The 22,681-nt window shown below is 63.2% G+C and carries 16 protein-coding genes and 1 pseudogene; 5 read left to right on the top strand and 12 right to left on the bottom strand.

The genetic code is table 11. The features are described from left to right. A partial coding sequence (gene ligA, locus ABSG20_RS18660; protein WP_423865986.1) for an NAD-dependent DNA ligase LigA occupies positions 1-1,559 on the top strand: 1,559 nt, incomplete at its 5' end. A gap of 201 nt (positions 1,560-1,760) precedes the next feature. Here the strand turns inward: ligA and ABSG20_RS18655 are convergent. The 5 genes from ABSG20_RS18655 to ABSG20_RS18635 all read right to left on the bottom strand — a co-directional run bounded on the left by ABSG20_RS18655 (position 1,761) and on the right by ABSG20_RS18635 (position 9,005). After that, positions 1,761-3,038, bottom strand: a complete 1,278-nt coding sequence (locus ABSG20_RS18655) for a multidrug effflux MFS transporter (RefSeq protein WP_423865985.1) — start codon at positions 3,036-3,038, stop codon at positions 1,761-1,763. Positions 3,039-3,321: 283 nt separating this feature from the next. After that, positions 3,322-5,151 (bottom strand): aminopeptidase P family protein, encoded by a 1,830-nt coding sequence (locus ABSG20_RS18650; protein WP_423865984.1) that lies wholly within the window; start codon positions 5,149-5,151, stop codon positions 3,322-3,324. A gap of 577 nt (positions 5,152-5,728) precedes the next feature. Beyond that, the gene (locus ABSG20_RS18645) at positions 5,729-6,625 is read right to left on the bottom strand and encodes a 50S ribosomal protein L11 methyltransferase (protein ID WP_423865983.1); all 897 of its coding nucleotides are present in this window, start codon (positions 6,623-6,625) and stop codon (positions 5,729-5,731) included. Between the two features lie 159 nt (positions 6,626-6,784). Further along, positions 6,785-7,144 (bottom strand): hypothetical protein, encoded by a 360-nt coding sequence (locus tag ABSG20_RS18640; RefSeq protein ID WP_423865982.1) that lies wholly within the window; start codon positions 7,142-7,144, stop codon positions 6,785-6,787. Positions 7,145-7,403: 259 nt separating this feature from the next. Then, complete coding sequence (locus ABSG20_RS18635) at positions 7,404-9,005, bottom strand: phytoene desaturase family protein (RefSeq protein WP_423865981.1); 1,602 nt, start codon at positions 9,003-9,005, stop codon at positions 7,404-7,406. Positions 9,006-9,378: 373 nt separating this feature from the next. On the opposite strand from ABSG20_RS18635, the pseudogene ABSG20_RS18630 reads away from it, so the two are divergent. Next, positions 9,379-11,547: pseudogene (locus ABSG20_RS18630) on the top strand (spermidine synthase); the annotation flags it as partial. Between the two features lie 223 nt (positions 11,548-11,770). On the opposite strand, the gene ABSG20_RS18625 reads toward ABSG20_RS18630, so the two are convergent. Next, on the bottom strand, positions 11,771-12,580 hold the full coding sequence (locus ABSG20_RS18625) for a L,D-transpeptidase (protein WP_423865980.1): 810 nt from the start codon (positions 12,578-12,580) through the stop codon (positions 11,771-11,773). Positions 12,581-12,893: 313 nt separating this feature from the next. Here ABSG20_RS18625 and ABSG20_RS18620 point away from each other — a divergent pair, with 313 nt between their 5' ends. After that, positions 12,894-13,217 carry a hypothetical protein gene (locus ABSG20_RS18620; RefSeq protein WP_423865979.1) on the top strand — a complete coding sequence of 108 codons (324 nt, stop codon included), beginning with the start codon at positions 12,894-12,896 and terminating at the stop codon, positions 13,215-13,217. Between the two features lie 58 nt (positions 13,218-13,275). Here the strand turns inward: ABSG20_RS18620 and ABSG20_RS18615 are convergent, their stop codons facing one another. The 5 genes from ABSG20_RS18615 to ABSG20_RS18595 all read right to left on the bottom strand — a co-directional run bounded on the left by ABSG20_RS18615 (position 13,276) and on the right by ABSG20_RS18595 (position 19,367). Beyond that, positions 13,276-14,037 (bottom strand): ABC transporter permease, encoded by a 762-nt coding sequence (locus ABSG20_RS18615; RefSeq protein WP_423865978.1) that lies wholly within the window; start codon positions 14,035-14,037, stop codon positions 13,276-13,278. Continuing rightward, positions 14,034-14,957, bottom strand: coding sequence for an ABC transporter ATP-binding protein (locus tag ABSG20_RS18610; protein WP_423865977.1), 924 nt, complete (start codon positions 14,955-14,957; stop codon positions 14,034-14,036). The genes ABSG20_RS18615 and ABSG20_RS18610 overlap by 4 nt, the downstream gene beginning before the upstream one ends. Positions 14,958-15,158: 201 nt before the next feature. Continuing rightward, on the bottom strand, positions 15,159-15,308 hold the full coding sequence (locus tag ABSG20_RS18605; RefSeq protein WP_423865976.1) for a hypothetical protein: 150 nt from the start codon (positions 15,306-15,308) through the stop codon (positions 15,159-15,161). A gap of 92 nt (positions 15,309-15,400) precedes the next feature. Continuing rightward, entirely contained in the window at positions 15,401-16,537 is a 1,137-nt protein-coding gene (locus tag ABSG20_RS18600; RefSeq protein ID WP_423865975.1) for a DUF2336 domain-containing protein, read from the bottom strand. A 226-nt stretch (positions 16,538-16,763) separates the two neighbouring features. Then, the gene (locus ABSG20_RS18595; protein ID WP_423865974.1) at positions 16,764-19,367 is read right to left on the bottom strand and encodes an ATP-dependent helicase; all 2,604 of its coding nucleotides are present in this window, start codon (positions 19,365-19,367) and stop codon (positions 16,764-16,766) included. A gap of 298 nt (positions 19,368-19,665) precedes the next feature. Between ABSG20_RS18595 and ABSG20_RS18590 the strand changes: the two genes are divergently transcribed. After that, positions 19,666-19,839, top strand: coding sequence for a DUF1328 domain-containing protein (locus tag ABSG20_RS18590; protein ID WP_423865973.1), 174 nt, complete (start codon positions 19,666-19,668; stop codon positions 19,837-19,839). A gap of 27 nt (positions 19,840-19,866) precedes the next feature. On the opposite strand, the gene ABSG20_RS18585 is transcribed toward ABSG20_RS18590, so the two are convergent. Further along, the gene (locus tag ABSG20_RS18585) at positions 19,867-20,379 is read right to left on the bottom strand and encodes a thioesterase family protein (RefSeq protein ID WP_423865972.1); all 513 of its coding nucleotides are present in this window, start codon (positions 20,377-20,379) and stop codon (positions 19,867-19,869) included. Positions 20,380-20,476: 97 nt separating this feature from the next. Here ABSG20_RS18585 and ABSG20_RS18580 point away from each other — a divergent pair, with 97 nt between their 5' ends. Further along, a complete protein-coding gene (locus ABSG20_RS18580) occupies positions 20,477-21,895 on the top strand; it encodes an FAD-binding oxidoreductase (protein WP_423865971.1) in 1,419 nt (472 codons plus the stop codon). Positions 21,896-22,681: the final 786 nt, after the last annotated feature.

Here is a 22,681-nt window from a genome sequence, read left to right as displayed (position 1 = left end):
AGGCCTTTCTGGCGCTCAACGAGCGGCAGAAGGCGGCCGGAGACACCATCTTCGCCAATCCGCGCAATTCGGCGGCGGGCTCGTTGCGTCAGAAGGATCCGTCCGTCACCGCGTCGCGTCCCCTGGGCTTCTTTGCCTATGCCTGGGGCGAGATGACGGGTATGCCGGCCGATACCCAGTCCGGCATGATCTCCTGGTTCGAGCGCTGCGGCTTCAGGACCAATCCGCTGACCCGGATCTGCCGCTCGGTCGACCAACTGATCGCGTTTCATCGCAAAATCGAGGAGCAGCGCGCCGAACTCGATTACGATATCGATGGTGTCGTCTACAAGGTCGACCGTCTCGACTGGCAGGAGCGGCTCGGCTTCGTGTCGCGCACGCCGCGCTGGGCGATCGCGCACAAATTCCCGGCCGAACGCGCCATGACGGTGCTGCGGGATATCGAGATCCAGGTCGGCCGCACCGGCTCGTTTACGCCGGTCGGCAAGCTCGAGCCGATTGGCGTCGGCGGCGTCATCGTGCAAAACGTCACGCTGCACAACGAGGATTACATCAACGGCATCGGCGGCGACGGTGAGCAAATACGCGAAGGACGCGACATCCGGATCGGCGACACCGTCATCATCCAGCGCGCCGGTGACGTGATCCCTCAGATTGTCGACGTCGTGATCGACAAGCGGCCGCGAGACGCCCAAAAGTTTCACTTTCCGAAGAAATGTCCGTGCCCGCTGCATACCGACGTGGTCCGCGAGGAAACCGCCACCGGCGAGGAGGGCGCCCGCGCCCGTTGCACCGGCGAGTTTGCCTGTCCCTACCAGAAGATCGAGCACCTGAAACTGTTCGCCTCGCGCCGCGCCTTCGATATCGACGGGCTCGGCGAGAAGCAGATCGAGTTTTTTTTCGAGCAGGGGTGGGTGAAGGAGCCGGCTGATATCTTCACGCTTGAAGCGCGAAACACGAAAATCAAGCTGGAGCAGATCGAAGGCTATGGCGAGACCTCGGTGCGCAATCTGTTCGCCGCCATCGAGCAGCGCCGCCGCGTCGCGCTGGAGCGCTTTATCTTTGCGCTCGGCATGCGCCATGTCGGCGAGACCACGGCGCTGGCGCTGGCGCGCGGTTATGGTTCCTGGCAGGCATTTCATGATGCATGCATCAAAGTGGCAAAGGGCGACGACGAGGCGATCGCCGAGATGGATGCGCTGGACCAGATCGGCGACACCGTGATCGCCAGCATCAAGGCCTATTTCGGCGAGAGCCATAACCGCGGCATCGTCGAGCGCTTGACCAAAGAGGTTACCATCCTCGATGCCGAGAAGCCGAAAAGCAATTCGGCCATCGCCGGCAAGACCGTGGTCTTCACCGGTGCGCTGGAAAAGATGACGCGCGATGAAGCCAAGGCCATGGCCGAGCGGCTAGGGGCCAAGGCGGCCGGCTCGGTGTCGAAGAAGACCGATTATGTGGTCGCCGGTCCCGGCGCCGGCTCGAAACTCACGGATGCCAAAAAACACGGCGTCGCCGTGCTGACCGAGGATGAATGGCTGAAGATGGTGGGAGGGTGAGATCGCCCGTTGCGGTGCCAAACATACCGATGTCGTCACCCGCCACCGGGTCGGCGCTCCGCGCCGCCAACGACATGCGCCAGTGGTTGATCCAGTATTCCAGAGCAAGCGTGATGGATCGAGCGGGCCCGGCGTACTGGATCGCCCGCCTAAGCGGGCGATGACACCTTCATCTACTGAAACGACGGCGGTGCGTCGCCCTCACAGCAACCCCGACTCTTCCTCCTCCGCCTGTTCGACTAACGCCTCGCTCAGTACCAATGTACGCCGTGGAATCAGGAAAATCATGGTCGACGCGCAGGCGGCGGATAAAACCACGATGGCGAGATTGAGCGGCACGGGTGTCGCAAAATGGCCGCCGAGATAGGCGCCGAATTGCGAGAGCAGCGCGCCGAGCCCCATCTGCAGAAAGCCCATGGCGCCCGAAGCGGTGCCCGCGGCCTCCGGGCGGACGCTGATGGCGCCGGCCGCCGAGTTCGACATCACGAAGGCGTTGGCGAACATCACCAGCATCTGGGTGCCAAACAGCCAGGGCGGCGCCTGGTTGAGCCCGGCAATCCCCCAAACGAGGTTCAATAGGCTGCCTGCAAACTGCAAGGCCAGCCCGAACCAGATCAGTTTCTCCAGCTGATGATGTGGCGCGAAGCGCACGCAAAACAGATTGCCGATCAGATAGGCGAACCCCGTGGTGGCAAACCAGGCACCGTATTCGGCACCGCTGCGGCCCATCTGCATGACCACGATATAGGGACCGCCGCCGGCAAAGGTAAAGATGATCTGCGAGGCCAGCACCTGACACAGCATATAGCCGACGAAGGTACGGCTTTTGATCAGGCTGCCGACATCGCCGCGAAATCCGCTTCCCCCGGCGCGGACGCGGCGCGTTTCCGGCAGCATGACGGCGATCGAAACCGCAATCACCAGCGAGGCCGCAGTGATGACGTAGAAGATCGAGCGCCAGCCGAAAGCGGTTTCCAAAAGCCCGCCGGTCAGCGGGCTCAGCATCTGCGCGATCATCATGACCGCGATCACGAGGCTGATCATCGAACCGACACGCTCGCGGCTGTAGAGATCTCGGATGATGGCGCGGCTCACTACCATCCCGCTGGCGCCACCGAGCGCCTGCAGAAACCGTGCCGCGATCAGTTGCGGCAGGCTTTCGGCAAAGATGCAAGCCGCGCTCGCGATCACCATCAGCCAGAGGCCCGCCAGCAATACCGGGCGGCGTCCGAAGCGATCCGACAGCGGGCCCATGATAATCTGCGAGCAGGCAATGCCGACCATGTAGAGCGACACCGTCATCTGTGCGATCGAGATATCGTGCCCGAAGGCAGTGGCGAGCACCGGCAGCGCTGGCACCAGCATGTAGAGCGAAATCGGCGCGACGCCCGTCATCGCGACCAGCAACAGCAGCATCATCGGCGATGTCGCGGCCTTTTCCGTCGCCGCCCCGGGCGGCCTGCCCATCACGCCGTGCATTGAGGTCTGATTCCGGTCTCGTGAATCAGGACTGTAGCGCCTCAAGCGTCAGCGGGAACAGCTGTGATTCGGAATGCGGCTATTCCGTTTTCGGGACGCGGTTACCTGATGCGCGAGCGGGGCGGTGGGACCGCCATCAAACTGGTCCTCATCACCTGCGAATAGCGGGTGACCCAGCATTCCAGAGCAAGAGTAATAGAAGCGAGAGGGCACGGCGTACCGGATGCCCTGCTTAAAGCGGCATGACAGTCGAGGCTGTGGCGAGCAGTCTCGGCAATTCCCGCTACAGCGACAGCGGCTCCGTCGCGGCTTCAAGCCACACTTTGGTGGCTTCGTCGAGATGCGGGCGCACCTCGTGACGCACCCTGGCGTGATAATCGTTGAGCCAGCTCAACTCGTCTCCATCCAGCATGTTGAGATCGATCAGACGGCGATCGATCGGCGCGAGCGTCAGCGTCTCGAAGGCGTTGACCGGCTTCTCTGAGCCAGCGATCTCAGTGCCGACCACCAGTTCCAGATTCTCGATCCGGATCCCGAACGCGTCGGTCTTGTAGTAGCCGGGTTCGTTGGAGAGGATCATGCCACGCTTCAGCGCCGTGGTGCCGAGTTTTGAAATTCGCGCCGGGCCCTCGTGCACCGACAGATAGCTGCCGACGCCGTGGCCGGTGCCGTGATCGAAATCGATGCCGGCCTGCCAGAGATATTGCCGCGCCAGCGTGTCGAGCTGCGCACCGGTGGTGCCATCGGGAAAGACCGCGCGCGCGATCGCGATATGGCCGCGCAGCACGCGGGTGAAGCGGTCGCACATCTCGAGCGTCGGCGCGCCGATTGCAATGGTGCGGGTGACGTCGGTGGTGCCGTCCTCATATTGGGCGCCGGAATCGATCAGCAAGAGGTCACCCGGCGCGATCCGCCGGTTGCTTTTGCGGGTGACGCGATAATGCACGATGGCGCCGTTCGGCCCGGTGCCGGAGATGGTCGGGAACGAGACATCCTTCAGCGCGCCGGTGTCACGGCGGAAGGTCTCCAGCGCCTCGACGGCATCTATCTCGGTCAGCGCGCCTGTTGGCGCTTCGCGGTCGATGAAGGCCAGGAACCGCGCCAGCGCCACCGCATCGCGCCGGTGCGCCATGCGGCTGCCCTCGATCTCGGTTTGGTTCTTGACCGCCTTGAGCAGGCTGACCGGATCGTTGCCGCGCACCGGCTTGCCGCCGGCGGCAGTGATCAGCCGGCTCAGCGCGTCCGAGGCGGTGGCCGCGTCGAGCCCGACCGATGCGCCGCGCTGCGCCAGTTCGGTCAGCAACGGCGCCAGCGCTGCCGGCTCCTCGACATCGGCGGTCTGTTCGAGGTGGTCGCGGGCACTGTTCGACAGCTTGCGGTGATCGATGAAGACGGTCGGACGGCCGTCCTTCGTCACCAGCGCGTAGGACAAGGGCAGCGGCGTATGCGAGACGTCGGCGCCGCGGATGTTGAAGGTCCAGGCCACCGCATGCGAATCCGACAGCACCAGCGCATCGACGCCGAGCCGGGCGATTTCAAGATCAATACGCTTGAGCTTCTCGGCCTCCGCTGTGCCCGAAAATTGCGGGCCGTGAACGGAAACCGCGCCAAGCGGCGGCGCCGGGCGCTCGATCCACACCTGGTCGAGCGGGTTGGTTTCGACGGCGATCAGATCGGCGCCGGCCTTGGCGCAGGCAGCGATCAGCCGTTCGACTGCCGCAGAAGTGTGCAACCATGGATCAAATCCTAGGCGATCGCCGGCGGTGAGATGCCGGACCAGCCAGTCCTCGGGCGGAGGATCGACCAGCGGCTCGACAGTCCAGGCCTTGGCGTCGACCTGCTTTGCCGCTTGCAGCGTGTAGCGGCCATCGACGAAGACCGCCGCGGTTTGCGTCAGCACGATCGCCATGCCGGCCGATCCGGTGAATCCGGTCAGCCAGGCCAACCGTTCTTCGGAGGGCGCGACATATTCGTTTTGCTGCTGATCGGCGCGGGGAACTACAAATCCCGTCAGGTTCCGCCGCGTCAGCTCTTCGCGAAAGGCCGACAACCGCGCGCTCAGCGCAACGCCGGTTTCGGGATCTTCGAACGTCTGGAAATGGGCTTCGAACATGGCCGAGCTACTTTAGGATTACCCGCCGGGCTGCGCAATGCGGCGCAAAATGCTTTCGATTCGAGATAACATATGCTTTAGTTGGCCCCGCCTGCAGCAGACAGGATGGAACGGTTTGCCATCACTGGCCGTTCCCTAAACTTCAGGGGGAAATCCAGGATTGCTTCAACTCAACGAAGAGGGGATGCACGATGCCTGCTTTCACGTTTGAAAAGATTTCACCCCCGTTGCGCCCTGGCCCAGTTCCTCCAATCGTCAAAAAGCAACGCGGTGTGATCGCTCAAATCCTGGATCGTTTCGTCGAGGTGCGCGTCAAGCGCAGCCCGCGCCAGGAAAGGAGCGGCATATCCGGCCGCCAGCGAAAGTCACAGACTTGATGCAGATCAGTTTGAACTGATCCGGCTGCCAACAATAATCACCGTCATTCCCCGATGTGCAATTGCAAATCTGATGGCGCGAGCGCGGCGAGCGAGCCCGGAATTCATGACCACGATCGGGAGTTTGGATCCCGGGCCCGCGCCTCAAGTCGGCAATCGCCGACCGAAGGCCCACCGATGACGGCAGCTTATGCTAAGCGTCAACGCGCCCTGCGCATCAGCAGACTGCTCCAGCCCTCGATTTTAAGATGCCGCACGAGCAGCAGTCCCCGCGCGCGGTAGGCGGCAACAACGCCTCGGGCCTGATGCGGCAACAGCCCCGACAAGATCACCAGCGCCGATGGCGCCAACTGCAGTGCCAGCGGCGTTGCCAATTGCCGCAAGGGGTTGGCGAGAATATTGGCCAGCACCAGATCGAACGGTCCGCGCGAAGCGAACTCTGGCGCGGCCAGTCCGTTGGCGCGGATGGTCCGCACCCGGCCGCCGACGCCGTTGAGCCCCGCATTGTTCTGTGCCGTCCGTACCGCCAAGGAATCGATGTCGCTGGCTAGCACCTTTATTTGCAAGGCTTTGGCGGCGGCGATCGCCAGCACGCCGGTGCCGGTGCCGAGATCGAGCACGCGCTGCGGCCGATAGGCTCTCAGCACGGTATCGAGCAGCCACAAGCAGCCGCGCGTGGTGCCGTGGTGGCCGGTGCCGAACGCCATCGCCGCCTCGATCTCGATGCCGAGCATGTTGGGCGCTACATTGCCGCGGTCATGGGCGCCGTGCACGACGAAGCGCCCGGCGTGAACCGGAACCAGTTCGTCGAGCGTCGCCTTCACCCAATCTTTCGCCGCCACGCTATCAAAGGTGGTGGCGTCAGCGACGTCGTCGCCGGCGGCTAGCCGGACCAGTTCGCGAATTTCGGCCCGGTCGGGCGCTACCGCAAAATGCATCGTGATGGCCCAGCGCCCGCCGGGCCCCTCGAACGCGGCGATCGCGGCCTGGCCCTCGAACAAGCTCTCGGTCAGGAGATCGACCACGCGCTTCGCCTGTTGTTCGTGGCCGATGGCAAAGGTGGCGCGGTGGGTGCTTGGGGTAAGGGTAGAGATCATCGAGTTCCGGGCCGGTGACGGATTGTGTCGCTTAGCTTCAATCTGTCGGCGTCACGAGCGGAATTTCGAACTGAGACACTACCTTATCCACAGGGATATACCCCGTTTACTCACAAGGTTGTGCCCCACCTTCGCCTCAGGCATCCACGGGTGCGAGGATCAGGCATCCACGGGTGCAAGAAACAGGCTGTCGATCAGGGCCGTTTGTGCGTTCCCGGTCTGTTTCAGGAATTCTGCGATGTCCACATCCTCGAAGCCGTTGTGCCGCGAAGTCTGCCATTCGTGACGCACCAGCAAACGCCGGGCTTCCGGATCAAACACCAACGACCAGAAATCCTGATCGTTTGGGCTGGGCCCACGCCAACTCTGGTAGAATTTACGATTGATCAGCGCCATGTCGGCTTCCTTTCCCTGCGTTCGGCGCAGCATAGCAAGGATGGCTGCAGGAGTCTGACCATTAAGAAGGGGGATATTCAGGCTCCGGTAGGGACCGGCGGGCACAGCCTTGTCGGTCCCCAATGCAAGGTTCCCCTACAGGCATATGCAACGGAACATACCAGCATCGTACATGCGAACATACCCCGGTTGTACACAGCTTTGCCGCCGCTTTTTTACCGCCAAGGCACAAGCCTCTCCCAAGCCTATCAACCGGTTTTCCACCGCCTATCCACCGCGTTATCAACCGATAGTACGGTCGTTGCGACGGTCCTGAGGTTCTGAGCCCCGCCTGTGTAATCCTGCGGTCGTTGATCGCGCCATTATGACGAGGCCGGTCGACTCAACGAAACAGCGCCCGGTGATCCCTTAAAATCACCTGCGCGGCGTTGTGGCCGGGCGCGCCGGTCACGCCGCCGCCGGGATGGGCGCCGCTGCCGCAATGGTAGAGGCCCTTCAGGGGACCGCGGTAATCGGCATGGCCGAGCATCGGTCGCGCCGAGAACAATTGGTTCAACGTCAGCGCGCCATGAAAGATATCGCCGCTGAGCAGGCCGAACTGACGTTCGAGATCGAGCGGCGAAAGCACCTGTCGCGCGATCACGCTTGCCGCAAAACCCGGCGCGTAACGATCTACCGTCGCGATCATGAGATCGGCAACCTCCTCGCGATGATCGTCCCATGTTCGGCCCTCGGGCAGGTGCGGCGCGACGTGCTGGCAGAACAGGCTGGCGACATGCCGGCCCGGCGGGCACAGCGTGTCGTCCAGGGTCGAGGGGATCAAAAGCTCCACGATCGGCTCGCGGCTCCAGCCCTGCATCCGCGCGTCCTGCCAGGCGCGATCCATATAGGGCAAAGAAGGGGCGATGATGATGCCGGCGGTGAGATGATCGCCCCCGCCCGGCAGCGCCGCGAACGAGGGCAGGGCATGGAGCGCCACATTCATGCGGAAGGTGCCGGAGCCATTGCGCCAGTTTTGAATGCGATCAAGAAAGGCTGGCGGCAGCGCATTCGCCGGCACCAGCCGCGTGTACAGTAGTTTCGGATTGACGCTGGAGGCGACGTATTTGGCACGGATGCTTTTGTCATCTTCGAGGATGACGCCGACCGCACGGTCGCGTTCGACGATCACTTCGCGCACACCGGCATCGAGTTCGATCTCAGCGCCATGGCCGCACGCGGCGTGCGCCATCGCCTGCGTAATCGCGCCCATGCCGCCGATGGCGTGGCCCCAGACGCCCTTCTTGCCGTTCACCTCGCCGAACGCATGATGCAGCATGACGTAGGCCGACCCGGCGGCGTAGGGACTGGCATAGTTGCCGACGATGGCGTCGAAGCCGAACAGCGACTTGATCAGATCGTGATCGAAAACGTCTTCCAGCATCTCGCCGGCCGAGCGGGTAAAAAGATCGAGCAGCGAACGCTGCTGTTCGAGCGAAAGCCGGCGCAGAATGCCGGCAGTCCCCATGGCGTTAATAACTTCGCGGATTGCGCCAGCGCCAAATCCCTCGACCAGGTTCGGCGGCGCGCGCAACACCAAGGCGCGCAGCACATCGGCGATGACTTCGAGCTCGCGCGTGAAGGCGTCGAATTTGCTGGCATCGCGCTCGCTGAGGGTTGCCAGAGATTGCCGGGTGCGGCCTTCGCCGGTCAAGAGATAGCGGCCGTCGAGGGATGGCATAAAATTCTGCGCGCGGCGTTCGACGATGCGCAGGCCGTGGTCGGCCAGTTTCAGATCGGAAATGATCTTCGGGTTGAGCAGGCTGACGGTGTAGGCCGCGACCGAATTGCGAAATCCCCCGTAAAATTCTTCCGTCACTGCTGCGCCGCCGACCACCTTGCGGCGCTCGACCACCTTCACGCGCAAGCCCGCCATTGCAAGGTAGGCCGCGCAGGTGAGGCCGTTATGGCCTGCGCCGATGATGATGACGTCGGTCTCTGTCATGTTGGCGTCAAGAAGGTTTGATCGATGTGAACGCGCATCCGCGCCTCATGATTTCGTCATTCCGGGGCATCGTCAACGGGTCGGCGCGCCGCGCCGCCCGACGGCATGAACCCGGAATCTCGAGATCGAAGGTCGCAAGGACATTCTCGGGATTCCAGGTTCCTGCCTTCGGCAGGCCCCGGAATGACGTTTCTATGTTTCATTATGCTTCCTGCCTCCTCCTTAGCGAAGACGTGAATGTCAGCACAGCCTCAAGTGACGATTTCGGTTCTGCCCCTGCATTGCCCGCCGCGTCGCCATATGCTCCATTGCCCGTTCCGGCGCGCGCGTGGCCGGAATCCCGGCGGCTGCCGGATTCGAGCCCGGAGTGTTCATGACAACACTACTTGAGGCGTCCGTGGTCGCGGAACAGCCTTCCGCAAGTCGGAATCGGCTGGTGCTGTCAGTCTATACCGCCGCGATCTTCGTCAGCGCGTTGTTGTTGTTCGCGGTGCAGCCCTTGTTCACCAAGATGGTGCTGCCCCGGCTCGGCGGCTCGCCGGCGGTATGGTCGGTGGCGATGGTGTTCTTCCAGTCGCTGCTGCTCGCCGGCTATGCCTATGCGCATTGTCTGATGCAAATTCAAAACCGCATGCTGCCGGTAGCCATTCATCTGGTGCTGCTGGTGGTGGCGTTGCTGACACTGCCGCTGTCGATCGCGGGCGGCTGGGGCGAGCCGCCGACCTCCGGCTATGCCTTCTGGCTGCTCGGCCTGTTCGCGATCTCGATCGGGCTGCCGTTCTTCGCGCTCACCGCCAACAATCCCTTGCTGCAGGCATGGTTCGTTCGCACGGGCCATCCGAGTGGTCCCGACCCCTATTTCCTCTATGCCTCCTCGAACATCGGCAGTTTCCTGGCGCTGTTGTCCTATCCGGTGCTGCTGGAGCCGATGTTCACGCTGCGCACGCAGAACCTGATCTGGACCAGCTTCTATGGGCTGCTGATCGTTCTGATCGCGGCTTGCAGTGTGCTGTTGCTGCGCTCGCCGGCATCAGCCGCCGTCGATGTGCTTGCCGAAACGACCGACGCGCCGGCGCCACCCTGGGGCTTGCGCGCACGCTGGATCTTTCTCGCCGCGGTGCCCTCCGGACTGCTGATCGCGGTCACCGCGCATATTTCCACCGACGTCGCCGCCGCGCCGCTATTGTGGGTGCTGCCGCTGTCGCTCTATCTCTTGACCTGGGTGCTGGTATTCCAGTCGCGCCCGCTGCTGCCGCACGAATGGATGCTGCTGGCCCAGCCGCTGGCGATCACGGGAGTGGTCATGTTGCTCGCGCTTGGCGGCGAACAGAACCTGCCGCTGACGCTTGGTGGTCACCTGCTTTGCTTCTTTGTTATCGCCATGGCCTGCCATGGCGAACTGGCGCGCAGCCGCCCGGCCGCGAAATATCTCACCGGCTTCTATGTCGCGCTGTCGTTCGGCGGCATGCTTGGCGGCCTGTTCGCCGGCTTGATCGCGCCCTATGCGTTTTCGTGGGTCGCGGAATACCCGATCCTGGTGGTCATGGCCGTGTTGTGCCGTCCGTCCGGCGCCGAGCGATGGCCGCGCTGCAGCCGCTGGTACTGGCGGCTATTGGTCATCGTCGCGGCGGCGCTGATCGCGCCTTCGTTCAGCACGGGCAAGGTATTCAGCTGGCTGGATGACCAGAGGGTGGTTGTGGCCAGCACGGTCGCGGTTATTGCGATGCTGCTGGCGATCGTGCTCAAGGCGGATCGCTTCAAGCTCGCGGCCCTGGTGAGCCTGGCGCTGGTGTTGATCCGGGTCTATCCGGCGGACGACGGCCGCGTCGAAACCGTGCGCAGCTTCTTCGGCGTCCACAAGATCGTGGTGACGCCACATGGCCAGTATCATGTGCTGATGCACGGCACCACGATCCACGGCGCTCAGAAATTCCAGAACGACGACGGCACGCCGGTAACCGGGCGGCCCGAGCCGATAACGTATTATCACAAGGACGGCGGCATCGGGCAGGCGATCACGGCGGTTCGCGAACGCAAGGGCGCCCCGCTTCGCGTCGCGGTGATCGGCCTCGGCTCGGGCACGCTTGCTTGCGCCTCCGAGCCGGGCGAGGCCTGGAAGTTCTTCGAGATCGACCAGTCGATGGTCGATACCGCGCGCGACCCGAAATATTTTACCTACATCCGGGACTGCGCGCCGGATCTTAAGCCGGTGATCGGCGATGCGCGGCTGACATTCGCCAAAGAGCCTGATGGCATCTACGATCTGATCATCGTCGATGCCTATTCGTCGGACGCGATCCCGATCCATCTCGCCACCAGGGAGGCGATGAAGATCTACAAGGACAGGCTGGCGCCGCAGGGTGCCGTCGTGATGCACGTCTCCAACCGTCATCTGGAATTGTCCAGCGTCATCGTCGGCATTGCCGAAGCCAACGACCTTAAGAGCTGGGTCTACAGCGAGGATTCCAACCGCGACGCCGAATACATCTTCGCGACCTCGGTCGTGGTCTGCGCGCGCGAGGAGGCCGATGGGCGGCGGCTGCGCGACGGCGAGCAATAGAAAGTAATTCTTTTTCGGGCCGCGCATATACCGGCTGGTCGAGTAAGGGCAGCAGGATATTGTGCCGAACCCGCGCTATTCCCGGGACCTGACACTGGTAATTCAGGCTCGGGGTGTTCGTGCTCGGCACGATGTGGTTCGACCAGCGCAAGCATGGCACCGCGGGCGACGCGGTGGCGATGGGTTAGTTTCGGTTCGTGTCCCGTCAGTTGAACAGCCCGCGCGGCTGGTAATACGGCCGCGGCGCGTAGACCTGCGGCTGATATTGCCGCGGGTAACCGCCGCCGTCGTCGTCATATTGATATTGATTCTGATATTGCGGCTGCGGATAGGCCTGCGCGTCATAGAGCCGCCGGCGGCTGCCGCGCGGCGCCGGATAGCGCGCGGTGTCCTGGCTGCCGTCGGCCGGATAGTAGTAACCGTCATCGGCCCGGGCCTGGGGCTGGGGCGGCGCCGCATAATACTGGCCGGGTGCGGCCTGCTGCGGGGTCAGCACCACGGGTTCGCCGGCGGCGTCGTACTGCTGGGCCGGGTCGCGGCGTGCGACGGCAACGGGCCGGCTGCGCGGGATACGCGCCAGCGCGACCTCCGACGAACCGGTCAGCGTGACGGTGGTATTCAGCACGCCTTCCTGTTCGACCAGCGCATAGAGCGTCGCAGCGTTGTCCCGCGACAGCCGGACGCAGCCATGCGAAACCGGCGTGCCCAGCCGGCCTTCGGACTCGGTGCCGTGAATCGCGTGACCGATCTTGGTGAAGAAGATCGAGTGCGGCATCGGCGCGTCGTCGAATTCCTTGGAGTAGTGGTCTTCTTCCATCCGGAAGGTGCGGAAGCTGCCGTTCGGCGTCTCGTGCGACGGATTGCCGGTGGAGACCGGCCAGTGGTAGCGCTCGACGCCGTCGACCGCGACGGTCATCATCTGCACGTTCTTGTCGACGGTAATTGAAACTTTTGCCTGCGCGGCGGCAGTTGAGAACAGCACCAGCCCAGCGAGGGCAACGAGGAAGGAACGCATCTGACCTTTGGCCTCCAAAGCCTGACTGCAACCAAATTTTCCACCCCCGGTATCACTATGCCCGAAGTTCGGCTTTGGTTCCAGCGGCCCGTCAGGGCATCCTTAATGCCAGGGGCCGACGCAAACATGGCGGAGGTGGGGCTTAATCCGGCTTGCGGTCAGTTTGCGCCTCCAGGCTGTTGCCGTGCGCGGGCCTGTTTGAGTTATTTTCCCGGACGCTTTCACCAGCGCGCAACTATTTCGTCACATCGGCGTTACCCAGGCTCCTCGCCGGCGCATTTCGCGGCCGAGCATCATGAATCGAGTGAACGAAATGAAGATGACGAAATCTGCTGCAGCAACGCTGCCAGCCGGCTCGCCCGCAAAGCCCTATCTCGCGACGGCTCTGCTCGCTCTTGCCTTGCTTGCGATCCCCCATGCCGGGCGCGCGCAGGGCATCGTGCGCGGCGCGCAGGAGGGGGCCGCGGAAGGTAACCGGGCCGCCGGTCCGGTCGGCGGGCTTGTTGGCGGCGCGGTCGGGGCCGGCGTCGGCGGCGCCATGGGCGCCGTGGATGGCGTGCTCGGGATTCCCTACGGGCATCACTATCGCTGCCGCGGCTTCTACGACCGCTACGATCGCTTCCACTGCTATCGGTAAATCGACTTCAACGACATTTCCGGGTTCGCGCCGGCGCGCGCCCCGGAATGACCCTGCCTCAATTCTTCAGCCGATAGCCGGTCTTGAAGATCCACCACACCGTGATCATGCAGAGGGCCAGGAACGTCAGCGTCATGCCGAGGCTCAGGCCGACGCTGACATCGGCGATTTCGTAAAAACTCCAGCGGAAGCCCGAGATCAGGTAGACCACGGGATTGAGCATCGTGATGGTGCGCCAGCCCGATGGCAGCATGTTCACCGAGTAGAAGCTGCCACCGAGAAAAGTCAGCGGCGTCACCACCAGCATCGGGATCATCTGCAGCTTTTCGAAGCCGTCGGCCCAGATCCCGATGATGAAGCCGAACAGGCTGAAGGTCACCGCGGTCAGCACCAGGAAGGTCAGCATCCACACGGGATGGTGGATGTGTAAAGGCACGAACAGGCCGGCGGTGGCCAGGATGATCAGCCCGAGCACGATCGATTTGGTCGCGGCCGCGCCGACATAGCCGAGCACGATCTCGAAATAGGAGATCGGCGCCGACAACAGTTCGTAAATCGTACCGACGAATTTCGGAAAATAGATGCCGAACGAGGCGTTGGCGATGCTCTGCGTCAAGACCGACAGCATCACCAGCCCCGGCACGATGAAGGTGCCGTAGCTGACGCCTTCGATCTCGGCAATGCGCGAGCCGATCGCTGCACCAAACACCACGAAATACAGCGAGGTCGAAACCACGGGCGAGACGATGCTTTGCAGCAGCGTGCGCCAGGTGCGCGCCATTTCGAACAGATAGATGGCGCGGACCGCCCCGAAATTCATGGCGCCCTCACCAGGCTGACGAAGATATCTTCCAGCGAACTGTTGACGGTATCAAGGTCGGAGAACCGGATGCCGGCGCTTCTGAGGTCGCTCAGCAGGCTGGTAATGCCGGTGCGTTCGCCTTTGGTATCGTAATTGTAGGTAAGCTCGCAGCCGCCGTCCGACAGTTCGAGTTTGTAGGCGGCAAGATCGGGCGGCAGCGCGTCGATGCGGTGCTGCAGATGCAGCTTGAGCCGCTTCCGACCGAGCTTTCTCATCAGTGCCGCCTTGTCCTCGACCAGGATGATCTGGCCCTTGTTGATGACGCCGATCCGGTCGGCCATTTCCTCGGCCTCTTCGATGTAATGGGTGGTGAGGATGATGGTGACGCCCGCGGCCTGCAGGGTGCGCACCACTTCCCACATGCCTTTTCGCAGTTCGACGTCGACGCCCGCGGTCGGTTCGTCGAGAAACAGTACCTGGGGCTCGTGCGACAGCGCCTTGGCGATCATCACCCGCCGCTTCATGCCGCCGGACAGCGTGACGATCCTGGCATCCTTCTTGTCCCACAGCGACAGATCCTTCAGCACCTTTTCGATATGGGCGGGATTTTTCGGCTTGCCGAACAGGCCGCGGCTGAAGCTCACCGTCGCCCACACCGTCTCGAAGGCGTCGGTGTGCAGTTCCTGCGGCACCAGGCCGATCATCGAACGCGTGGCGCGCCAGGATTTGAAGATGTCGTGGCCGCCGACGGTGACGGTGCCCGCGGTTGGATTGGTGATGCCGCAGATGATGCTGATCAGCGTGGTCTTGCCGGCGCCGTTCGGACCGAGCAGCGCAAAGATCTCGCCGCGCTGGATTTCGAGGCTGATGTCATCAAGCGCCTTGAACCCGGAACCATAGGTCTTCGAGAGGCCAGAGACGGATATGATGGGCGGCATAGCGGGCTTGATGGTCCGATCTGAAAGATGCGGGTGAGGACAACGCCGCGCGCCGGGCCGCGCCCGGGGCGAGCCTCGACAGATAGGAATGTTCTGGCGATGGTGCAAGCGCGGGCAGAGCCCGCGGCGGACTCTGGAGAGAAGTCAGCCGGTCAGTGACCGGGTCGCCACGGCCCACCGTGAATCCGAACCGTCCGCCATTCACCTGAAATAATGCAAGATGACATGCAGGTCGGATTGGCAGGCGGGCGTGCCGTTCAGGCCCGCATCGATGACCCGTCGACAGGCGGCGACGGTGCCGTCGTCTTCGAGATCGTTGGCGGCTTCGAGAACGATCCAGGCCGCATCCATGGGGTTGTCCGGGCTTGCCCCGTCGGAAACGGAACGTTCGCGGATGATTGCGCCAAAAGACATTGCGTTCATGGCCGATGTTGCCCGGTTATCTAGATCGCAAGCCCGAATGGATATGGCACACGGGCCGGCGGCGGATTGACATCGGCCTCTGCGGCGTTCCTGCGCGACTGATAGAATTCCAGAACGGTCCGGGAGGTCTCGACATTGAGGCAGTCATACTCCTCCTTCAGGTCTCTGAGTTCTTGCGCCGTGATGCGGTGGTCCTTGGCGCCGAGAAACAGCAGGGCCATGGTGGTCTCCCAGGCAAAGTCGAGCGCCTTGGCCAGAATCAGCAGCATCTCCCTGTCCCTGTCGAACAACGCGCGTTCGATGACGTCGCCCGGCAGCACGCACAACAAGGAAAGTCCAATCGTGACCTCGTCGAGCCTATGGGACCGGGCATAGCCGGAAATGCTGTTCTCGTTCAAGTTGCCCTGCTGATGCTGTTTTGTCACCAACCGCTTGGCGACAAAATAGCTTTTTGATGCAGGGCCGAACTTGGACTGCAGGGCGCCCGTGACCTCGGCTACCGAGGACTGCACCTGGTTCATCAGATCGGGCCGCTCGCCTTCGAGCCGCTTTTTCACTTCCTCCGACGCCTTGGCGATCAGCTGCTGGAAAACGTGCCTGGGAATATCGCGACGCTGACCCATTTGCCCGGCCAGAATAGCATCGCCTTCGGCGCGTTGGATCATATGCAGGAAGCCGAATTCCGAGAAACGCGCCCCCTTGTTTTGCGCGACCGTGTTGACGACGTCCCAATTGCCGCGCGTAACCAGCACATCCGTGACCGCCTCGTCGAGGGACTTTCGCTCCGAGATGGCGAGCAGGTGCGGCTGGCCTTTGCTGCGGGCGTTGGCAACCAGGGCTGCGGCATCGAGGCGCTCGGATTCCCGCAGGACCGGCCCGGCGACGTCGATCGAATCGTCAAAGGCAAGTTTATGGATGATGTTGACCGGGGCATGGGCGACCCGCGCCAGCCGCCTTGCAAGCTGGGCGCGGGCGGCCACTTCGATCTCATCGGCCAGTCGCCCGATGACCTCGCCAAAGGTCCAGATCTCGTCGGCGCTATAGCGGCCGGCGATCAACAGATCGGTGGTATGCCACAACGCGCGCGTGCGGCTTTCGGGCGTGCCTCGCAGCACGGCCTCGTCGAGTTCCCGGAGAAAGGATTTTGCCTCATCCATTTTGAAAAGCCTCAAATGGTAAACAAACGCTGAACTTCAACCCGGATTGAAGCATACGCCTCACAAGCAATTTTTCGGTAAAGACGGCGGATAAGTATTGCCGCTAAAAATTCGCTCAAATGCCGATGAATTTTTCGGTTTCCGGGTACCGCGCCAATCGATACGACGATGCCGTCGCTGCGCAATCCCCGGGAAGCCTAACATCGGCCAGCCGAAGTTCACCGACCTAAACCCGCTCCACGTAACTATCGAGCGAATGTTTCTCGCCGGCCTTGTCGAACCTGATCGTGAGCTTGTTGCCGTCGATCTTCACCACATTGCCGTAGCCGAATTTCTGGTGGAACACGCGGTCATCAAGCGAAAACTCCGAAAAGGTGCCGGTGGATTTGGCGATCAGCTCGCCTTCGATCGTGATCGGGCCGCCCTTGCCGCGGGCCTCGCTGCGTGCGCCCGAAAACGGTGACTGGCTTTCATTGAAGCCGCCACCGGCCTGTCCCTTGCGGCCGCCCTGGCCGCGCGCGCGGTTGGCCTGCGCCCGCTGCCAGCCCGGCGTCGAGTAGCTCGAGCCGAACGATTCGACATTGTCGAAGCGCGAGGGGCCGTAGCCGCCGGTGCCGCCCCAGCCCGAGCCGCCCCGGGATTCCGTGATCTCGACATTGTGCGCCGGCAGTTCGTCGAGAAAGCGCGAGGGAATGGTGGTCGACCAGGTGCCGTGAATGCGCCGGTTGGTGGCGAAGTAGAGTTTGGCGCGGCGGCGCGCGCGGGTCAGCCCGACATGGGCGAGGCGGCGCTCTTCTTCCAGGCCGGCGCGGCCCTGTTCGTCGAGCGTACGCTGACTCGGAAACAGCCCTTCCTCCCAGCCCGGCAGGAACACGCTGTCGAATTCCAGCCCCTTGGCGGAATGCAGCGTCATCAGCGACACGGCGTCATCATCGGCGGCGCCGTCGCGGTCCATCACCAGCGAGATGTGTTCGAGGAAACCTTGCAGGTTCTCGAACTCCTCCATCGAGCGCACCAGTTCCTTGAGATTTTCGAGCCGGCCGGCGGCGTCGGCGGAACGATCCTTTTGCCACATCTCGGTGTAGCCGCTTTCGTCGAGCACGATTTCGGCGAGTTCGGTATGCGAGACCACCTCGCGCTGCGCCCGCCAGCGATCGAAGCTTGTGATCAGGTCGCGCAACGCGCCACGCGCCTTGGGTTTCAGCTCGTCGGTTTCGACCACGGCGCGGGCGGCTTCGAACAGCGGGGTGCGGCGCTTGCGGCCATGGTCGTGCAGCATCTGCACCGTGGCATCGCCGAGCCCGCGCTTCGGCACATTGACGATGCGCTCGAAAGCGAGATCGTCGGCCGGCGAGTTGATGACGCGCAAATAGGCCAGCGCGTCGCGGATTTCGGCGCGCTCGTAGAAACGGGGGCCGCCGATCACGCGATAGGGCAGGCCGAGGGTGACAAAACGATCTTCGAATTCGCGCATCTGGAACGAGGCCCGCACCAGGATCGCGATCTCGTTGAGCCGGTGACCGGCGCGCTGCAGATCCTCGATCTCCTCGCCGATGGCGCGGGCTTCCTCCTCGGAATCCCAGGAGCCGGTGACGGTGACCATCTCGCCGTCGACCTCCTCGGTGCGCAGGGTCTTGCCGAGCCGGCTTTCATTATGCGCGATCAGATGCGAGGCGGCGGCGAGGATGTGGCCGGTGGAGCGGTAGTTGCGCTCCAGCCGGATCACCTTGGCGCCGGGAAAATCGTGCTCGAAGCGCAGGATGTTGTCGACCTCGGCGCCGCGCCAGCCATAGATCGACTGGTCGTCGTCGCCGACGCAGCAGATGTTCTTGGGCGGCGGTTGCGATGGTAACGGCGCTGGAGCCGCAGGCGTGCTCTGCTCCCTCTCCCCGCTCGCGGGGAGAGGCTTGGGGTGAGGGGGACTCTCCGTCGAGACCGGTGTTCGCGGAGAATCCCCCTCACCCGATGCACTTCGTGCATCGACCTCTCCCCGCGAGCGGGGAGAAGTTAGAGAACTCGGCGCCTGCGCCAGCAAGCGCAGCCACAGATATTGGGCGACGTTGGTGTCCTGATATTCGTCGACCAGAATGAACCTGAAGCGGTGCTGATATTGCCGCAGCACGTCCGGATGTTCGCGGAACAGCCGGATGTTTTCCAGCAGCAGATCGCCGAAATCGGCGGCGTTGAGGATCTTCAGCCGCTCCTGATAGGCCGCGTAGAGCTTGCCGCCGCGGCCATTGCCGAACACCGCGGCTTCGCCCGGCGGCACCTGCGACGGCGTCAGGCCGCGATTCTTCCAGCCGTCGATCTGGCCGGCCAGCATCCGCGCCGGCCAGCGTTTGTCGTCGATGTTGTCGGCCTGCAGCAGCTGCTTCAAGAGCCTGATCTGGTCGTCGACATCGAGCACGGTGAAGTTGGATTTCAGCTGCACCATCTCGGCATGGCTGCGCAGGATGCGTCCGCCGATGGAGTGAAAGGTGCCGAGCCAGGCCATGCCCTCGACGGCCTGGCCGAGCATCTGGCCAAGCCGCAGCTTCATCTCGCGCGCCGCCTTGTTGGTGAAGGTGACCGAGAGGATTTCGCCGGGCCGCGCCCGGCCCAGGCTGAGAATATGGGCAATGCGGCAGGTCAGCACGCGCGTTTTGCCGGTTCCGGCCCCCGCCAGCACCAGCACCGGGCCATCGAGTGTTTCCACGGCCGCGCGCTGCTCGGGATTGAGGCCGGCGAGGTATTGCGGGACCGCGGACGCACGGGCGCGCGCCGCGATACCGTCAGCCGCGGGCTGATGGGCGGGGACGCCGTGATGGGGCAGCTTGCTCGGCTCGGTCATGCGAATCGTCTTCCGCCCACGATGGCACCGTGGGGCCGTGAACGGGAGCCTTCATAGCAGCATTTCAAGGGCATATAGGGCGCTGGCAACGGATTTGACAGGTTTTATCGGTTGCGCTGGCCGCCGCATTCGCCCGGTCTGATGCGGATTTTGTTCCCGCAAGCTTGCGAAATTTTCCCGCTTGCAGACAGCGGAACCACGCGGAACTTTCGTTCCGAACTCCGATTATTACGGCAGCCGATGCGCGGCGCGATCGCGTCTCGCTCAAGTTCAAACTTGCTATAAGAGGGTCCTTGCCATGCTGAGTTGGGTCGTTACGTTTCTGGTCGTCGCGCTGATCGCCGGCATCCTCGGTTTCGGCGGCATCGCCGGCACCTCGATCGAAATCGCCAAGATCATCTTCTTCGTCGCGGTGGTGCTGTTTCTGGTCTCGGCCGTGGTCGGCCTGGCGCGCGGCCGCACCCGCATATAGGTGCGCCGGACGTCACTTCGAGAGACGTCACTTCGAGGGCATCGCGATGTTGCGGCCGATGCCCTCCGGGCGCGCGATGGCGGCGTGAGCCTTCGCCACGGCCTCGATGCGGGCGCGAATATCCGGTGGAAAAGGCGCGGTCTTGCGTGTCGCCATGTCGACATGAAGGGTCATGTTTTCGGAGGTGGCGGACAGCCAGCCTTCGCTGGCGTGGCGCAGTTCCTCGAAGGTGTGCAGCCGCTTCGCGTCGGCGGAAACCAGCAGGATCGAAACCTGCACGGGATCGCCGAGGTTGATCTCGCGCAAGTACCGGACGTGGCATTCGGCGGTGAAGGTTGAGCCCTGCCGCGCCTTCATATAGGCGGGCCCGATCCCGAGCCCGAGCCATAACTGGTCGATGGCGCGGTCGAACATCACGTTATAATAGGCCATGTTGAGATGGCCGTTGTAGTCGATCCATTGCGGCTCGATCTGCATCACCGACGACAGAAACGGCGCGGGTCGCAATAGCCCGTCTTCACCGGCAGCCGGCATCGTCATGTTTCCCAACCCATTTTAGCGGTTTTCGCGCGGTCCTCTTCCCTTGACCCTTCCTATATCCTTTGCAAGGGTCGATCAAAGACCGGGAGGAATTCACTTGGGCATCACCGTCGTCAATCCCCTGCCGCGGCCGGAGCCGCAGGCGCTGAAAGCCGCACTCGCAGCGCTGGCCGCGCGGTTCGGCAACCGGCTGATCACCTCGCAGGCGGTGCGCGACCAGCATGCCCATACCACGACCTGGCTGCTGCCGCAGCCGCCCGACGCGGTGGTGATGGCGCAGGAGACGTCCGATATCCAGGACGTGGTGCGAATCTGCGCCAGAGACGGCATTCCCGTGATCGCCTTCGGCACCGGCACCTCGCTGGAGGGGCAGGTCAATGCGCCCGCGGGGGGCATCTCGATCGACCTGCGCGACATGAACAAGGTGCTGGAAGTGCACGTCGAGGATCTGGATTGCGTGATCCAGCCCGGCCTGACCCGCAAGGCGCTGAACGAGCATCTGCGCGACCAGGGCGTGTTCTTCCCGATCGATCCCGGCGCCGACGCCTCGCTCGGCGGCATGGCCTCGACGCGCGCCTCCGGCACCAACGCGGTGCGCTACGGCACCATGCGCGACAACGTGCTCGCGCTCAAGGTGGTGCGCGGCGATGGCGAGATCATCACGACCGGGACGCGGGCGAAGAAATCCTCCGCCGGTTACGACCTCACGCATCTGTTCGTCGGCGCCGAAGGCACGCTCGGGATCATCTGCGAACTCACCATCAAACTCCGCGGCATTCCCGAAACCATCGCGGCGGCGGCCTGCTCGTTTGCGAGCGTGCGCGGCGCCTGCCAGGCGACCATACTGGCGATCCAGACCGGCATTCCCGTCGCGCGCATCGAACTGCTCAATGCCGAGCAGGTCAAGGCCTGCAATTCCTATTCGAAACTGTCGTTGCCGGAGACCCCGCTGCTGCTGCTCGAATTCCATGGCAGCGAAAACGAGGTCGCCGAGCAATCCAAAAATTTCAGCGAGATCGCCGGAGAATGCGGCGGCGGCGATTTCACCTGGACCACGCGGCCTGAGGACCGCAGCAAGCTCTGGCAGGCGCGGCACGACGCCTATTGGGCCGTCAAGGCCTTGCGCCCCGGTGCCGGCGTGGTGGCGACCGACGTCTGCGTGCCGATCTCCCGGCTGGCCGATTGCGTCACCGAAACCGAGGCCGATCTGAAGCGCCTCGATTTGATATCGCCCATTGTCGGCCATGTCGGCGACGGCAATTTCCACTGCTCGCTGTTGTGCGACGTCGACGATGGCGAGGAGATGGCGCGCGGCGAGGACTTCATGCATCGGCTGGTGGAACGGGCGCAAGCGATGGGCGGAACCTGTACCGGCGAGCACGGCATCGGCCAGGGCAAGCAGAAATACCTCAATGCCGAACTCGGACCGGAAGCCCTCGACGCCATGCGCGCGGTGAAGCAAGCGCTCGATCCGCAGAATATATTCAATCCCGGAAAGATCTTGCCGGCGGGTTAGATCATCCTGGAGGCCGGCCGATGCATGCTTCGAGGCGGGCGCCAAGGGCGCGCGGCCCAGCCGGAGGTCTTCAATCATGGCGGGGTCCTGGTCCCTCATGGCGAACAGGCCGAAATAGCCCGAAGGCGTTTTCGAACAGCCGAGCAAGGTATCGCAGACGATCATGGAGAGTCCGTTCCTCTTGCGCGCTCGGTGCACCTCTCCCCGCTTGCGGGGAGAGGTCGACCGGCGAAGCCGGGCGGGTGAGGGGGACCCTCCGCGAGTCGAGCTACTCGAGAGCCCCTCACCCCAACCCTCTCCCCGTGAAGAACGGGGAGAGGGGGCGCACCGCCGATGCCGCGGGATCGCGCCTTCCATCACCGGGCTCCCGATCCACATTGCTGATTCACTTTTCAAACAGCCGATCACGATCTTTCAAACCGTCATTCTTTCAGATTGTCATTCTTTCAGATCGTCATTGCGAGCGTTAGCGAAGCAATCCAGCTTTGGCGCCGCGAAAAGAAAGCTGGATTGCTTCGTCGCAAGGGCTCCTCGCAATGACGTCCAATGTAAAAGCGTTCGCGCCCCGCGGCGCCTCGCAATGACGTTGCCCATCTTAAACACACCTTCGCAGCCCCGCGGCGCGATGCGCCCGGGCTGTTGCCAGAATCGTACGCCCCGAGAGAACAGAGGGCGTGGGGAATGCCGGATGCCCAGTGGCACCCGCAGCCTCGCGTGCAGAAAACGGCCATCACGCACACGAGTATTCACAGCGAGGCACCGGAAACACCCGGCATTCCCGCACGC

The sequence above is a fragment of the Bradyrhizobium sp. genome (genome assembly GCF_049512235.1).
Taxonomy (GTDB): Bacteria; Pseudomonadota; Alphaproteobacteria; order Rhizobiales; family Xanthobacteraceae; genus Bradyrhizobium.
The sequence above is the reverse complement of the archived record's forward strand: the minus strand, read 5'-3'. Positions and strand labels throughout refer to the sequence as shown.

Excerpts from the sequence above, each read along its gene's own strand:
- ABSG20_RS18655 (WP_423865985.1), bottom strand. The coding sequence starts at position 3,038 with ATGCACGGCGTGATGGGCAGGCCGCCCGGGGCGGCGACGGAAAAGGCC.
- ABSG20_RS18650 (WP_423865984.1), bottom strand. The coding sequence starts at position 5,151 with ATGTTCGAAGCCCATTTCCAGACGTTCGAAGATCCCGAAACCGGCGTT.
- ABSG20_RS18645 (WP_423865983.1), bottom strand. The coding sequence starts at position 6,625 with ATGATCTCTACCCTTACCCCAAGCACCCACCGCGCCACCTTTGCCATC.
- ABSG20_RS18635 (WP_423865981.1), bottom strand. The coding sequence starts at position 9,005 with ATGACAGAGACCGACGTCATCATCATCGGCGCAGGCCATAACGGCCTC.
- ABSG20_RS18625 (WP_423865980.1), bottom strand. The coding sequence starts at position 12,580 with ATGCGTTCCTTCCTCGTTGCCCTCGCTGGGCTGGTGCTGTTCTCAACT.
- ABSG20_RS18620 (WP_423865979.1), top strand. The coding sequence starts at position 12,894 with ATGAAGATGACGAAATCTGCTGCAGCAACGCTGCCAGCCGGCTCGCCC.
- ABSG20_RS18615 (WP_423865978.1), bottom strand. The coding sequence starts at position 14,037 with ATGAATTTCGGGGCGGTCCGCGCCATCTATCTGTTCGAAATGGCGCGC.
- ABSG20_RS18610 (WP_423865977.1), bottom strand. The coding sequence starts at position 14,957 with ATGCCGCCCATCATATCCGTCTCTGGCCTCTCGAAGACCTATGGTTCC.
- ABSG20_RS18605 (WP_423865976.1), bottom strand. The coding sequence starts at position 15,308 with ATGGATGCGGCCTGGATCGTTCTCGAAGCCGCCAACGATCTCGAAGAC.
- ABSG20_RS18600 (WP_423865975.1), bottom strand. The coding sequence starts at position 16,537 with ATGGATGAGGCAAAATCCTTTCTCCGGGAACTCGACGAGGCCGTGCTG.
- ABSG20_RS18595 (WP_423865974.1), bottom strand. The coding sequence starts at position 19,367 with ATGACCGAGCCGAGCAAGCTGCCCCATCACGGCGTCCCCGCCCATCAG.
- ABSG20_RS18590 (WP_423865973.1), top strand. The coding sequence starts at position 19,666 with ATGCTGAGTTGGGTCGTTACGTTTCTGGTCGTCGCGCTGATCGCCGGC.
- ABSG20_RS18585 (WP_423865972.1), bottom strand. The coding sequence starts at position 20,379 with ATGACGATGCCGGCTGCCGGTGAAGACGGGCTATTGCGACCCGCGCCG.